At 40.1% G+C, this 13098-nt stretch carries 15 protein-coding genes; 7 read left to right on the top strand and 8 right to left on the bottom strand.

The features are described from left to right. The first annotated feature begins 110 nt into the window (after nucleotides 1-110). On the top strand, nucleotides 111-1349 hold the full coding sequence (gene argG / locus ACMAZF_RS07600; protein ID WP_435276788.1) for an argininosuccinate synthase: 1239 nt from the start codon (nucleotides 111-113) through the stop codon (nucleotides 1347-1349). Between the two features lie 104 nt (nucleotides 1350-1453). Next, nucleotides 1454-1627, top strand: a complete 174-nt coding sequence (locus tag ACMAZF_RS07605; RefSeq protein WP_435276789.1) for a DUF2986 domain-containing protein — start codon at nucleotides 1454-1456, stop codon at nucleotides 1625-1627. On the opposite strand, the gene ACMAZF_RS07610 is transcribed toward ACMAZF_RS07605, so the two are convergent. Beyond that, nucleotides 1609-2091, bottom strand: a complete 483-nt coding sequence (locus ACMAZF_RS07610; RefSeq protein WP_435276790.1) for a DUF6942 family protein — start codon at nucleotides 2089-2091, stop codon at nucleotides 1609-1611. The genes ACMAZF_RS07605 and ACMAZF_RS07610 overlap by 19 nt on opposite strands. A gap of 155 nt (nucleotides 2092-2246) precedes the next feature. On the opposite strand from ACMAZF_RS07610, the gene ACMAZF_RS07615 reads away from it, so the two are divergent. After that, nucleotides 2247-3089 carry an HDOD domain-containing protein gene (locus ACMAZF_RS07615; RefSeq protein ID WP_435276791.1) on the top strand — a complete coding sequence of 281 codons (843 nt, stop codon included), beginning with the start codon at nucleotides 2247-2249 and terminating at the stop codon, nucleotides 3087-3089. 53 nt (nucleotides 3090-3142) lie between these two features. Here the strand turns inward: ACMAZF_RS07615 and queF are convergent, their stop codons facing one another. Further along, nucleotides 3143-3997 (bottom strand): NADPH-dependent 7-cyano-7-deazaguanine reductase QueF, encoded by an 855-nt coding sequence (gene queF, locus ACMAZF_RS07620; protein ID WP_435276792.1) that lies wholly within the window; start codon nucleotides 3995-3997, stop codon nucleotides 3143-3145. 32 nt (nucleotides 3998-4029) lie between these two features. On the opposite strand from queF, the gene syd reads away from it, so the two are divergent. Next, a complete protein-coding gene (gene syd, locus ACMAZF_RS07625; RefSeq protein WP_435276793.1) occupies nucleotides 4030-4680 on the top strand; it encodes a SecY-interacting protein in 651 nt (216 codons plus the stop codon). Nucleotides 4681-4682: 2 nt separating this feature from the next. Here the strand turns inward: syd and ACMAZF_RS07630 are convergent, their stop codons facing one another. Both ACMAZF_RS07630 and ACMAZF_RS07635 read right to left on the bottom strand, forming a co-directional pair. Beyond that, nucleotides 4683-5453 (bottom strand): Zn-ribbon-containing protein, encoded by a 771-nt coding sequence (locus ACMAZF_RS07630; RefSeq protein WP_435276794.1) that lies wholly within the window; start codon nucleotides 5451-5453, stop codon nucleotides 4683-4685. Nucleotides 5454-5455: 2 nt separating this feature from the next. Continuing rightward, complete coding sequence (locus ACMAZF_RS07635; RefSeq protein ID WP_435276795.1) at nucleotides 5456-5788, bottom strand: hypothetical protein; 333 nt, start codon at nucleotides 5786-5788, stop codon at nucleotides 5456-5458. A gap of 507 nt (nucleotides 5789-6295) precedes the next feature. On the opposite strand from ACMAZF_RS07635, the gene ACMAZF_RS07640 reads away from it, so the two are divergent. Next, nucleotides 6296-8014, top strand: a complete 1719-nt coding sequence (locus tag ACMAZF_RS07640) for an acetolactate synthase 3 large subunit (protein ID WP_435276796.1) — start codon at nucleotides 6296-6298, stop codon at nucleotides 8012-8014. Further along, complete coding sequence (gene ilvN / locus ACMAZF_RS07645; protein WP_435276797.1) at nucleotides 8014-8511, top strand: acetolactate synthase small subunit; 498 nt, start codon at nucleotides 8014-8016, stop codon at nucleotides 8509-8511. The genes ACMAZF_RS07640 and ilvN overlap by 1 nt, the downstream gene beginning before the upstream one ends. A 69-nt stretch (nucleotides 8512-8580) precedes the next feature. Here the strand turns inward: ilvN and ACMAZF_RS07650 are convergent, their stop codons facing one another. Together ACMAZF_RS07650 and ACMAZF_RS07655 are read right to left on the bottom strand one after the other, a co-directional pair. Beyond that, nucleotides 8581-9849: an inorganic phosphate transporter gene (locus tag ACMAZF_RS07650; RefSeq protein ID WP_435276798.1), complete on the bottom strand. Its 1269-nt coding sequence runs from the start codon at nucleotides 9847-9849 to the stop codon at nucleotides 8581-8583. A 21-nt stretch (nucleotides 9850-9870) separates the two neighbouring features. Beyond that, on the bottom strand, nucleotides 9871-10551 hold the full coding sequence (locus tag ACMAZF_RS07655; protein ID WP_435276799.1) for a TIGR00153 family protein: 681 nt from the start codon (nucleotides 10549-10551) through the stop codon (nucleotides 9871-9873). Between the two features lie 237 nt (nucleotides 10552-10788). Here ACMAZF_RS07655 and ACMAZF_RS07660 point away from each other — a divergent pair, with 237 nt between their 5' ends. Further along, nucleotides 10789-12306 (top strand): CYTH domain-containing protein, encoded by a 1518-nt coding sequence (locus tag ACMAZF_RS07660; RefSeq protein ID WP_435276800.1) that lies wholly within the window; start codon nucleotides 10789-10791, stop codon nucleotides 12304-12306. Between the two features lie 15 nt (nucleotides 12307-12321). On the opposite strand, the gene ACMAZF_RS07665 is transcribed toward ACMAZF_RS07660, so the two are convergent. Both ACMAZF_RS07665 and ACMAZF_RS07670 read right to left on the bottom strand, forming a co-directional pair. After that, the gene (locus ACMAZF_RS07665; protein ID WP_435276801.1) at nucleotides 12322-12738 is read right to left on the bottom strand and encodes an ion transporter; all 417 of its coding nucleotides are present in this window, start codon (nucleotides 12736-12738) and stop codon (nucleotides 12322-12324) included. 12 nt (nucleotides 12739-12750) lie between these two features. After that, nucleotides 12751-13095, bottom strand: coding sequence for a hypothetical protein (locus ACMAZF_RS07670; RefSeq protein WP_435276802.1), 345 nt, complete (start codon nucleotides 13093-13095; stop codon nucleotides 12751-12753). Nucleotides 13096-13098 lie beyond the last annotated feature (3 nt).

Genomic DNA, 13098 nt, shown 5'->3' on the forward strand with positions numbered 1-13098 from the left:
AACTAATCGCTTGGATTATATTTAGATGCAATAAGGCTTAGTTATTAGTGAGCTACTCTAATGTCGATTAAAAGGCGGATTGAATAATTCGTCAAATTTGTGAGAAAGAAATGAAACTATCGAATTTAAAAGGTAAAACGGTTGGTGTTTGTGTATCAGGTGGTTTAGACAGCAAAACCGTGACTAAGCGTTTAATGGAAGAAGACATTAACGTCATTTGCTTTTCGGCAGACTTGGCGCAGCCAGATGAAGACGATATTAAAAACGTAATTCGTAAAATGGAGCCCTGTGGCGCTGAAACAGTTCTTGTTGATTTAAAAACTGAAATGGCAGAGGCCTGTTTTGCAGCAATCAAAGCAAATGCGACCTACGATGGCGGTTATTGGAATACAACAGGTATTGCGCGTGCGGTAACAGTGCAAGGCTTAGTTAAAGCGATGAAGGCACGTGATGTAAATATTCTTGCTCACGGTGCTACAGGTCGTGGTAATGACCAAATGCGTTTCGAACGTTATACCCGTTCTTTAGCCCCTGAAATGGAAGTTTATGCACCGTGGCGTGACGCGGACTTGCTTGAACAATTCCCTGGACGTAGCGAAATGGCTGATTACTTGGCTCAGTTTGATATTCCTGCTGTAATCGGTATGAAAAAGAAATACTCAACCGATGCGAACTTAGCTGGTTTATCGCACGAAGCAGAAGATCTGGAAAGCCTTGAAACGTCGATGCTGATTGTTGAGCCGACCATGGGTGTTTGGCCGCAAGACGCGCCAGACGCTATTGAAGAAGTGACTATTGATTACGTTGCTGGTGAAGCGGTAGCCTTTAATGGTGAGACGTTAAATCCTTTTGACATGATGACGCACGCCAATACAGTCGGTGGTCGTAATGGTATTGGTATGTCAAATGCGTTAGAAAATAGAATCATTGGTACAAAGAGTCGTGGTGTTTATGAAGCGCCAGGCATGGAATTGTTGAGTCAGGGTCTGCAAAACATTTTACAAGCAACGTTAGATCGTCGTGCTACAGCGTTATATGACAGCTTAAGTAAAACTATTAGCGATCAGTTCTACGACGGCCGTGGCTTTGACATCGCGACAAAAGCTGCCGTTGAAGGCGTTAACGTATTAACAGCAAGTGCAACGGGTAGCGTGAAGCTCGGTTTATACAAAGGCAATGTCTTCTTCTTATCGATGGGGAATATTGGTGCTTCTTTGTATAACGAGGAAGATAGTTCGATGGAAGCAAGTGATGGCTTAAACCCTGAAAGCTCTCAAGGGTATGCAGACATCTTGTCCGTTGAAGCCTGTGCACTGGCAAAAGCAGGGCAGTTTAAAGGCGATAGCTAGTCTGCTTTAATATTAAGCCGCTGTCTTCATTGACAGCGGCTTTTTTTGTCATAGCGGCTGACATCAGTTAAACTTAGCGGTCATATCCCTATTGATGCTGTGTCATGAACCGTAAAAAGAAAATAAAGACCATTCTTAAGAAAAAGCAAAAGAAGAAAAACGCTAAACTTACGTTTAATAATAAGCCTAAGTACGTCAGCAAAGCTGAACGTGCAAAGTTGGAAGAACAGGAAGCTCAATTATCAGAAGAGGCACTAGTTCAAGAATCTGATAAGTAACTTTTTACTTCTTCAATTAATGCGTTAGGGAACTGGCGATAATCAAGGTAGGGTGTCAAAAGTATTTGTTGCCCTGTCATGGTTTGATGAAATTTTACATCGTATTCTTCATTAACCGTCTGCCACGATTGATTGTCTTCACAAAGTTCAAATGACTGGCTATGATTTTTTCCACAAATATACTGCCAAGTAGCATACTCATTTAGTTTATTTTCAAAACTAATGTAAACCTCATTAATGAGCTGTTCGCTACGAAAAATCTTCCAATCGATGTTATGGCTACATAACTTGGCAATAATGACAAATATCTTTCGCCAATGATTTCCGTTAATCGCTACTAAATCATCGATTTTATAGCCTAATTCACCGACAATTGGTGCATTGGGTAAATGAATACAAATTTTACTTTCAGGGTTCCCTAAACCGACAATTTGCTGAAGATTATTAGTGATTATTTGATTCATATGGTGATTTACCTTAATACGCAAAAATACGTAGCATTTGTATTAAATTAGGAGTATATATTATTAAAGCTACTATATTCGAGCTGTAACACTGCCTCTTACTTTATGAAATTAATGCAGTATTTATATAAAATTGGAAATGGAACCGAAGATTTATGTCAACTGCCAATGCATTACGAACCATATTAATTGAAAAACTAAAAAGCGATGCCTTAGTTCTACCAACTCTCCCAAAGATTGCCATGAAAGTGAGAGATGCTGTTGCTGATCCAGATACAAACCTTAACGATATCGCTGCGATTATCGCACAAGATGCAGCATTGTCAGCACGATTGATCCGCATTGCTAATACGGCACACTATAGCCGTGCGGTACGTGTTGAAAATTTGCAAGCTGCAGTAACTCGAATCGGTATGCGCCAAATTAAAAATATAGTTATGGCGCTGGCGATGGAGCAACTATTTGTTTCTAATAATGAACTTATTGCTACTTATCTTGCTAAAACATGGAAACGCTCAACTGAGGTTGCCGCTTATGCCATGGCACTATTTGCAGTGCATAAAAACGAAAAAAAGCATACTTCATTGCAAATCGATACCTTATCTTTAGCAGCGCTGTTACATAATATTGGTACCTTACCAATTTTAACTGAAGCTGATGGCTATCCAGATGTATTTGCTGAGCCAGAATTCTTAGAACGTGCTATTTCTGATTTACATAACCATATTGGTTTGTCGATTGTTAAAGCGTGGAACTTTAGCGATGATATGGCAGAGTCAGTGCGTTATTACGCAAGTAATGATTACCAAACAGATGAAATTAGCTACTTAGACTTTGTGCGCCTTGCTGTATTGTGCCAAGAAAACGAAGCTAATCTTTCTGATTGTGGCGATGCTGTAGCACCTTATGTTGAAAAAGGTTTAATTGACAGCATGAAAGACTTATCGAGCGATACGTTTAATGATGAGTTAGCAGCAGCAAGAGCTACTTTTGCATAAGTTGTTCAAGCTTGTCATGATCAACGGCGCTTAATGCGCCGTTTTTTATTGTCTTATTGTCTGGCTTGACGAATATTAGCGGGTGCCGATTCGAAATTGCTACGAAATGGATTGATATCAAGTCCACCACGACGGGTATAACGGGCATAAACAGTTAATTTTTCACAGTGACATAATGCCATTAAATCACTAAAAATACGCTCAACGCACTGCTCATGAAATTCATTGTGTTGTCTAAATGAAATTAAATAACGAAGCAAAGATTCATGATCAATTTCTGGACCGGTGTAATTTATCTCAACGGTTCCCCAATCTGGTTGGTTAGTGATTAAACAGTTTGATTTTAGTAAATTTGAATGAATTAGCTGAGACACATGTTCACCTGACGCTGCGCCTTTTAGGTACTCTCTTGAAAACTCAAAATCATTAATTTCTATATCTAACTCGTCAATACAGTCGCCACGAGCCGCAACAATCTGTTGTGTTGCAAAATCTTTTGCCAATATCAACTCCACATTAGCAGAGCCTTGCGCGCAATTTGCCAAGTCCTTTTCTAATTGGACTAGTACTTCATGCTCGTTCGCAAAGCGTTGTTGATTAAAGCTATTGAGGTAGAGTTTAAATGACTTAGATTCGACAAGGTTTACGCTATCAAAGCTAAATGAAAAGCTAGCCATCGCTACGACGGGCTTTCCTTTACTATTGAGCCAAGACAATTCATAGCCAGTCCAAATGTCGACACCATGAAAGGGTAAGGGGTCGCCAAGCGCTAATCCGTCGCGATTCAAAGATCGTGGTACGCCTTGTAACAGTTTTGCATCGAAGCTGTTATCATATTGCGTCTCTTTGCCTAGGCTAAGAGATTGAAGTTCTGGGGCATTATCATATTGAGATGATGGCTCAGTCATAAACGTTTTCCAAATATCGATTAGAGAATTAAATGAGTGATACTGCACAAGCATTAGCGCAATTTGCACGGGATTATAGCAAAGCCTGTGAAAATGAAACGGGAAAGTTACCACAAGTTAGCTTTGATGAGAGTTGGCGCTCACCTTGCGAAACTGGCGAAGTGAGTAATGATGAAAAAATTACTTGGCAGCAAGCCACGCAATCGCCAATGTTTGATTTTTCAGATATAGAATCGGCGTTAGCGTTAGAGTTACATCAATCTGTTAAAGAGTTTTATGGTACATATTTCGGCGCTAGTCTATTTGGTGTGTGTAATGGGCAGCAATGTGAACTTATCCAATGTTGGAATCGTGATGATATTAAGCGCTTAGGCGAAAATATTATTGGGCATATCTTAATGCAGCGAAAGCTCAAGCAATCACATACGTTATTCGTGGGGAGTTTAGTCAATGGCGAACAGATGATTTGTGTTGATAATGACACAGGTGCTGTGGTCTTGGAAGTTCCAGGTGATGATAAGCGTGAGCCGATAGCGCCTTCACTAACGGAATTCTTATTGGCTCTAGAGCCACTTGCATTACCCGACGAAGAACTTGCTTATCAAGCCCCAACAGAAATAAAAGCGGGACTGATGCCGCGCTTAACTGAAGTTATGCGCAGCTTATTAGGGCGTCAAAAGTAAGTTTAGTTATAATCCCACGATAGATTTGATACCAGGCGGCAATCATCGCATTTAAAATCGAATACTTGATGAATGGATTCGGTTAATGCCCAATCGCCGTTGCAACTAGGGCAGCGGCGTTGTTGTTCACTTGACTTGTTTTCACCACCGACACGGTATAAATAATAATAGGTAGCAATACCGCTATTTTTCTCCAGTGTATTTGCTAGTGCACGGCCACGCATGGCTAGTGAACTATCATGCTCACCGATCTCTGCGACGGCTGCAAATTCCGCACTGCGGCCATTCATTTGAAGCTGATCACATGCTTGCCAATCCTGTTGCCAATTAATTAACTGCTTGTAACAGCCATTGGCGAGTTTTGGCTGTCGATACAATGGAATAGGCGCAAAGTGCTCACCACAGCGAAGTGGTGAACACGTTTGCACATAACTGGTATACAAGATTTGCCAGGAAGGATTGTGCTCTGGATCTGACATATCTGAGTGAAGCTCTTGCCCCAAAATATCTATTTTAGGCTTTAATACACCTGCCTCATTCAGTGCCGTCAACGCACGATTAACAGCGCTGTTATTGTTGTAGTGAGCTAAAGCATCTTCTGTGGGGCACAGGGCTTGGGTGACAAATTGCCCGTCTTTTAATAGGCAAGGAAATTCATTACCGATAATTTGGCCATTATATTTTAGCTCCGTAATTAAACTTGAAATGGCACGCTCAACGGCTGTTAACGTCGTATCTTCAAAGCACTCAAATACTAATCTAGTTAGGATCATGACTATTTATCCTTCGGTAATTGGGTGTACACCCATTGCTTGAGGTCATTTAGCTCCTGTTGCGTACGTATTAACGCTTGTTTAAGCGCTGCTACTTCCTGAGCGATGCCTGTTACTTGCCCATTGTCCTCTGTCTTATTTTTCATCAACGACATATTTACATCGGGAAGAAGTTTTTCAACATCTTCCACATTCATGTTCGTTGTTTTTTGTAATACATTAATAATGACTGGTATAGAAACCGATGTTGCTAATTTACTTTTAACCGTTGCTACTGTTGGTTTTCTACTTTCAGAAAGTAATTGGTGAATAGCAATTAAAATATCTTTTTCCATGCTTTGTCCTAATGTTCGTACCAAAACTAATATTTTAGCACTTTTATACTCAATATTTATCTAAATGATATCGATTAACTAAAAATTATGATGTTTAATGTCTATGCAATCATAAACTGGTATAGACAACGCTCTGTTTCTTTAAGTTTACAAAAGAAACTAATTTAATTTTTATGTTTTAATTCAATTGTTTATATTTTATTTTTGTAAGATGTATATGTCGTTTATTGTTGCCAAATTTGTTTTGAGAATAGCTTATATTTATTCAGTCTTAAATTGAGTGATTAATGCGGTTTTGCCGCATAAAGTTAGTTAAACAGTCATAAGCGCGTCTTTTTTTTGTGAAATAGCCGAAATTGCTATTGCGGTAAGTGAAAAATAATGGTTAATATCAGGTAACGGTTATTTCATCAATGTAATGTTTTTGTAAAAATCAATTGGATTATTTTTAGGTCCAATGATAAACCGCCTTTTTTTTAATTAATTTTTTGTGAGTTGGAGTTTGTTATGGAGATGTTGTCCGGCGCCGAAATGGTGATCCGCTCCTTGCAGGATCAAGGTGTTGAGCGTATTTACGGTTATCCCGGTGGTTCTGTATTAGATATTTATGATGCATTGTTTCAGCAGTCGAGCATTGAACACGTTTTAGTGAGACATGAGCAAGCTGCCGTGCATATGGCAGATGGCTATTCGCGAGCAACTGGTGAGGTCGGTACCGTACTGGTGACATCAGGACCTGGTGCGACTAACTGTATTACGGGTATTGCTACTGCATATATGGATTCAATTCCGATGGTCCTCATCTCTGGTCAAGTTCCAACAACGATGATCGGCGAAGATGCATTCCAAGAAACTGATATGATTGGTGTATCACGACCTGTTGTGAAACATAGTTTTTTATGTAAAAACGTTGAAGACTTACCAACGATTATCAAGAAAGCCTATTACATTGCTTCTACAGGCAGACCTGGACCTGTTGTCGTTGATATCCCTAAGGATATTATGAATCCGGCATTGAAGTTTCCGTACGAATATCCAACATCGGTATCCTTGCGTTCATATAATCCGACGCAGCAAGGGCACAAGAAACAAATTCGTAAGGCACTTAAAACGCTGATTGAAGCAAAGCGTCCAATTATTTATGCCGGTGGCGGTGCAGTTTGGAACGATACGCCTGCTCTTATCAAGCAATTGGCGACGCATATTGGTTGTCCAGTAACAAATACCTTAATGGGATTGGGTGTATTCCCAGGCACCGATGAGCAGTTTGTTGGCATGCTTGGCATGCACGGTACGTTAGAAGCCAATAAGTCGATGCATTTTAGTGATGTCATTTTTGCGATTGGTGTACGTTTCGATGATCGTACAACTAATAATTTGGAAAAATACTGTCCAAATTCCACCATTATTCACATTGATATCGACCCAACGTCGATTTCGAAGACAGTTAATGCGGATATTCCTATTGTTGGTTATGCCCATAATGTTTTAACAGCCATGCTTGAAATGATTGACGATGAAGATCTTCAAAACAATAAAGCAGATATTGAGACTTGGTGGAAACAGATTAACGAATGGCGTGATAAAAAGTGCCTTGGTTATGAAATAAGTGAAGAATCACTAAAGCCGCAGCAAGTTGTTGAAGCAATGTATAAAGCAACCAATGGTGATGCCTATGTTTGTTCTGACGTTGGACAACACCAAATGTTTGCAGCACTGTATTATCCATTTGATAAACCAGGGCGTTGGATAAACTCAGGTGGTCTTGGAACGATGGGCTTTGGCTTGCCAGCAGCTATGGGGGTTCAAATGGAGTTCCCAGACAGCACCGTTGTTTGTATTACTGGTGATGGCAGTATTCAAATGAATATTCAAGAGCTATCAACGTGTTTGCAATATGATTTGCCTATTAAGATTATTATTCTTAATAATCATGCGTTAGGTATGGTTAAGCAATGGCAAGACATGGTGTACAAGGGGCGTCACTCACATTCTTATTGGGATTCTGTGCCTAATTTTGTCAAGTTAGCGCAAGCTTATGGTCATGTTGGTATTAAAGTGGATAAACCAGCAGAGCTTGAAGGCGCATTAGAACGCTGTTTCTCTCTTAAGGACAAATTAGTTGTCATGGACATTGGCGTTGATGAATTAGAGCATGTGTACCCAATGTTGGTTAAATACGGCGCCATGAACGAAATGTATTTAAGTAAGACGGAGCGCACCTAATGTCTAGAACAGTTATCTCATTAATTATTGAAAATGAATCTGGTGCAACGTCACGCATTGTCGGGCTGTTTTCGCAACGTGGTTATAACATTGAATCATTAACCGTTGCTGCTACTCAAGATTCGTCATTATCGCGTATGACACTTGTTACGCGTGGTGAGCCACGGGTGATTGAACAAATCATGAAGCAGCTAAACAAACTCATTAATGTGTTGCGTGTTTCTGAGCTCACTGCAAGCGATTACATCGAACAAGAGATTTCGCTGGTGAAAGTGGCTTGTATTGGCTCTAAACGTGATGAAGTATGTCGTTTAGTTGATATCTTTAATGCAAAAATTATCGATGCAACACCGAAGATGTATACCGTTCGCTTATTTGGCGATGGTAATAAACTTGACGCCTTTGTAGCGCAGGTGGAGCAAACATCAGAAATCATAGAAGTGGTTCGCTCTGGTGTTATTGGTATTTCTCGTGGAGAGAAAGCACTGCGCGCGTAGTTGAATTCGCGTAATAAAAAAGCCCCGTTGAGTTATCAACGGGGCTTTTTAGTATCTACTATTTACTGATTATCCAGCGAAGATGCCTTTAAGCATGTAGAAGATACAGATAGATAGTCCAGCACCCGCAGGTAAGGTAACAACCCATGAGATAACGATGTTACGGATAACACCCATATTCAAGGCTGCGATACCACGTGCCATACCTACACCTAGCACAGCACCAACAAGTGTTTGTGTGGTAGAGATAGGTAAACCTGTTGAAGAAGCGAGTACAACTGTTGTTGCAGCAGCAAGTTCAGCAGCAAAACCACGGCTTGGTGTTAAATGCGTGATGCCTTGACCGATTGTCGCCATTACACGGCGTCCGAAAATCGCAAGACCAGCAACGATACCGATACCGCCAAGAGGAAGGATCCACCAAACAAGTGTCGATTTCTTAGCGATTTCACCACCGTTTTCAACGATAGATACAACAGCAGCCAATGGACCAATCGCATTTGCAACGTCATTTGAACCATGTGCAAACGCCATACAACATGCAGTAACAACCATTAAGATAGCAAATACTTTCTCAACACTGGCGTAGTGCATTTTTTTATCAGCTGCAGGGTCTACTTTTAAACGTTTAATCGCAATAACACCTAAAATACCAACAACAACAGCAATGGCAATTGATAACAGCATCGCTTCACTTGTTGAGAAGTGAATACCGATGTGCTTTAAGCCTTTCTTGATGGTCACTAGCGACAAGATGAAACCAGCAAGCGCCATGTAAACAGGTACGTAACGTTTAGCATTTGTTAAAGGGTCATTAGTATTAAAGATAAACTTTTGTGCGCTCATAAAAATCATGTAAGCGAAAATACCAGAGATAAGTGGTGTAATTACCCAACTACCTACAATACCACCAACTTTAGACCACGTAACCGCATCGGCACTTACACCAACTGCTGCGAAACCAACAATGGCGCCAACAATTGAGTGAGTCGTTGATACAGGCCAACCCAAGTAAGAAGCTACTAGTAACCAAATACCTGCTGCTAATAACGAAGCAACCATACCGAATACAAGTAGTTCAGGCGTGTCGACAAAGTATGCCGCATCAATAATGCCTTTACGGATTGTTGATGTTACTTCACCACCGGCTAAATAAGCGCCAGCAAATTCAAAAACCATTGCGATCAAAATCGCTTGTTTAATTGTTAATGCTTTTGAGCCTACTGAGGTACCCATAGCGTTCGCTACGTCATTGGCACCGATACCCCAAGCCATGAAGAAGCCAAATAGGCCAGCTAGTAAAACCAGCTCAAAGCCGTAATTTGCAATGATATCCATTGAGATAAACCTTTATTATTGTTAAGAGCGAGCTAACATTAGCTCTAAACGGTCGCCAACGCGTTCTGCTAGATCGGCTAAATCACCAACCCAATCAATTACGTTGTATAGAAATACCACATCCACTGGGTTTAATTCTTGCTCTATTCCATGCAATGAGTGACGCAATTTAATTTGCATTGTATCTGTGCTGTCTTCAACAGCATCTAACTCGTTCAATAAGTTTTCAATGATTTTTAATTCTTTACCTTGAAAACCTGTTTCAACGAGTTCATCTAATTCATCAATTGCTTTAACAGCAAAACCAGACGTTTCGATACAACGTGCTAAATATTCCATAAACTCTGCTTGAACTTGTTCTGGAATAGAAAGCTTACGGCCTAAGATACGACCAGAGATGTCTTTTGCTGTGTTAGCAATTTTATCTTGTTGAGTAATGAGCTCTAACATGTCAGTACGATCAACTGGCATGAACAGACCTTTGGGAAGGTTGATACGAACTTCACGCTTAAGCTTATCAGCAGCTTTTTCTAATTGTGACAGTTCGGCACGAACACTTGCCGCTTTTTCCCAATCTTGTGCAGCACAAGCGTCGAAAAATGGAATTAAATGCTCAGCACATTGATGTACTTTGCGAATGTGTTCTTGTAGAGGTTTGATTGGTGATTTCGCGAAAACACCTAGTATCGAATTCATCGACATACTTTAGACCTTTTGTGATTATGTTAGCTTAGTAGCAACAATTGAAAATCGAGCGCATCTTATCTTAACTTCTTTCGATTTGAAACTATGTAGTTCATTATAATGTCTTAAAATTTAGCTTCAATCGATATAAACTGTGACAAAGTTAACGAGTTGTCAATGTTCCAATTAGGAACGGCGAAATTATATGACGCTTATGTGACGGTTTTATTACAACTATTATTTACTGGAAAAAAAATGCAACATGAAATTGAGATCAAGCTTATTGTTTCAAATGAGATTGAAGAAACGCTAAAAGATCTCTCAAACAAACAGGACGTTAAGCTAATAAATCAGCAGTTTGACTTAGAAAATATCTATTTTGATACGCCGGATAAAAAATTAAGACAATGGGACATGGGGCTGCGTATAAGAGTTAATGATCAGCATATTGAGCAGACCATTAAAACGGCTGGTGAAGTGATCGGTGGATTGCATCAGCGACCAGAATATAATATTGATATTACGACTCGCACACCACAACTTGACTTATTCCCGCAACAGATTTGGCCAAAAGACACGGATCTAAATGCATTGAACAATGAAATCTCGCCACTTTTCTCAACCAATTTTAAGCGCCAAGGGTTTATGATGGTATATCCAGACGGTGCTGTTGTAGAAATGGTGTTGGATAAAGGTGTGATTGACAGTGGTGACAGAGAAGTTGCCGTTCATGAGGTTGAACTTGAACTTGTAAAAGGAAAGCCTGAATTAATTTTCGATTTGGCTCAGGCACTGTCTCAAGGAACCTGCGTTCGTTTTGGTGTTGATAGTAAGGCAGCTCGTGGCTATATGCTTGCCAAAGGCCAGCGCCATGAGGTGAGCTCGCTCGGCACTGTTAAGCTTAGTCATGATGACACCTTAGAAACAGCTTATATAAAGGCGATTAATCATGGACTAGCTCACTGGCAACGACATATTGAAGTTTTCATTGAACAAGGTAATTACGACGCCATTGTAGAAATACGCAAAGCATTGTCGTTGATTATTAAAGCAAATGAAATTTATAGTGGCTATTTCCATGATGACCAACTCAAACAACTGACGAAGTCGTTATTTTGGCTGATGGAAGAACTCGCTTTTATTGATAATTTTCGTCGTATCGAGCAACTACTTGATAATAATGGCCATAAACTAAAGAAATTAGATGCGCAGGCCCATGTTATTTCACTACTCGAAGATGAGTTGGCTAGTCTACCTAGTGTTGATGCCTTGGTATCCCTCTTCAATAATGAACAACATACAGCGTTAGTAAGTCGACTTATGCAGTGGTTATTCTTCAAGCCTTGGCAACAACAGCCTTTACCAAGTCTTGAGAAATTCCAAACGAAACTATTGCGTAAGAAAGCATCATCTTTACTGGAAAATGACTGGAACCTAATTCAACAATCGTTGCCATTCGATATGGATTTGACCTATCAAGATTACTTAGCCCAACGATTTAACCTATTACATAATTTTAAAGTGGGTTTGTGTGTTGGGGAAATGTTTGAAGAGTCGGATCGTCAAAAGTTCAGAGCGCCTTGGATAGACATTACGTATGGCATTGATCAGTTACTACAGTTTGAACCTATTCGTCAGTTATTACGCAAAGACAAACTAATCGATGACGGGGATATTCAAAAGTGGCTGGATAGAAAGGAAGCGTCATTATTACATGCGATGGAACAGTCACGTAAGCAAGCATTGAAACTAACACCCTACTGGAGAGAGTAGGGCGTTAATTTGATATTATTTTTTGATGTCTTCTCGAATAGCGCGAATTTCTTCTAAAATTTTCGCGTTTTGGCGGCGTAATTCACGGTTTTTAACATTCGTATCTGAAAAGCCCATAATTTTTGACGCGATGAGTGCACCAATATAACCCATCATACCAACCCCGATATAGAACATGATGGTTACGATAACGTAACCGCCAAAGGTTGTTGGGTAGAAATCACCAAAACCAATGGTCGAACTTGCCATGATAAGCACCCAAAAGGCTTGTCCATATGTACCAATATTTGAATCTGGATTTTGACCTTCAAAGTGCTGGAGCAGCGCAGCACCAACAGCAATGATTAAATAAACTACTGCAACGCCCATTAATGCGAGATAGCGGGTTTTGTAATTCTTAACGCCATATTCGTCTACATGATGTAAATGCACGAGATAACTTCCTTATTTTTTGGGTTTAGCGAACTGAGTCAATTCATCAACAACAATCTTTTTAATTTCTAGTTGTTGTTCAGGGGACAAGTCGTATTTATCCGCTAATAACTGATAGTCATCTGGACTTAATGAAACAGTTAAACGGGGTCGTTTAGGACGACGTGAGCACGGTAACCCGAGAATATGTCTTATTTGATCCGATGGGCTAATGCCATCTTCCAATGCTTGGCGACGTATTTCATACTGAATTGCTTCATCCATATCAAAAGCAACTTGTGTTGCTTTGATCGCTTTTGTCGCGCCACGCCATTTAGGGGGGAGTTTGTCGTCGTTATCTGTTTTTTTATCGCTCATAAT

Source organism: Psychrobium sp. nBUS_13 (assembly GCF_051201665.1).
In the GTDB taxonomy this organism is placed as follows: Bacteria; Pseudomonadota; Gammaproteobacteria; order Enterobacterales; family Psychrobiaceae; genus Psychrobium.

Excerpts from the sequence above, each read along its gene's own strand:
- argG (WP_435276788.1), top strand. The coding sequence starts at position 111 with ATGAAACTATCGAATTTAAAAGGTAAAACGGTTGGTGTTTGTGTATCA.
- ACMAZF_RS07605 (WP_435276789.1), top strand. The coding sequence starts at position 1,454 with ATGAACCGTAAAAAGAAAATAAAGACCATTCTTAAGAAAAAGCAAAAG.
- ACMAZF_RS07610 (WP_435276790.1), bottom strand. The coding sequence starts at position 2,091 with ATGAATCAAATAATCACTAATAATCTTCAGCAAATTGTCGGTTTAGGG.
- ACMAZF_RS07615 (WP_435276791.1), top strand. The coding sequence starts at position 2,247 with ATGTCAACTGCCAATGCATTACGAACCATATTAATTGAAAAACTAAAA.
- queF (WP_435276792.1), bottom strand. The coding sequence starts at position 3,997 with ATGACTGAGCCATCATCTCAATATGATAATGCCCCAGAACTTCAATCT.
- syd (WP_435276793.1), top strand. The coding sequence starts at position 4,030 with ATGAGTGATACTGCACAAGCATTAGCGCAATTTGCACGGGATTATAGC.
- ACMAZF_RS07630 (WP_435276794.1), bottom strand. The coding sequence starts at position 5,453 with ATGATCCTAACTAGATTAGTATTTGAGTGCTTTGAAGATACGACGTTA.
- ACMAZF_RS07635 (WP_435276795.1), bottom strand. The coding sequence starts at position 5,788 with ATGGAAAAAGATATTTTAATTGCTATTCACCAATTACTTTCTGAAAGT.
- ACMAZF_RS07640 (WP_435276796.1), top strand. The coding sequence starts at position 6,296 with ATGGAGATGTTGTCCGGCGCCGAAATGGTGATCCGCTCCTTGCAGGAT.
- ilvN (WP_435276797.1), top strand. The coding sequence starts at position 8,014 with ATGTCTAGAACAGTTATCTCATTAATTATTGAAAATGAATCTGGTGCA.
- ACMAZF_RS07650 (WP_435276798.1), bottom strand. The coding sequence starts at position 9,849 with ATGGATATCATTGCAAATTACGGCTTTGAGCTGGTTTTACTAGCTGGC.
- ACMAZF_RS07655 (WP_435276799.1), bottom strand. The coding sequence starts at position 10,551 with ATGTCGATGAATTCGATACTAGGTGTTTTCGCGAAATCACCAATCAAA.
- ACMAZF_RS07660 (WP_435276800.1), top strand. The coding sequence starts at position 10,789 with ATGCAACATGAAATTGAGATCAAGCTTATTGTTTCAAATGAGATTGAA.
- ACMAZF_RS07670 (WP_435276802.1), bottom strand. The coding sequence starts at position 13,095 with ATGAGCGATAAAAAAACAGATAACGACGACAAACTCCCCCCTAAATGG.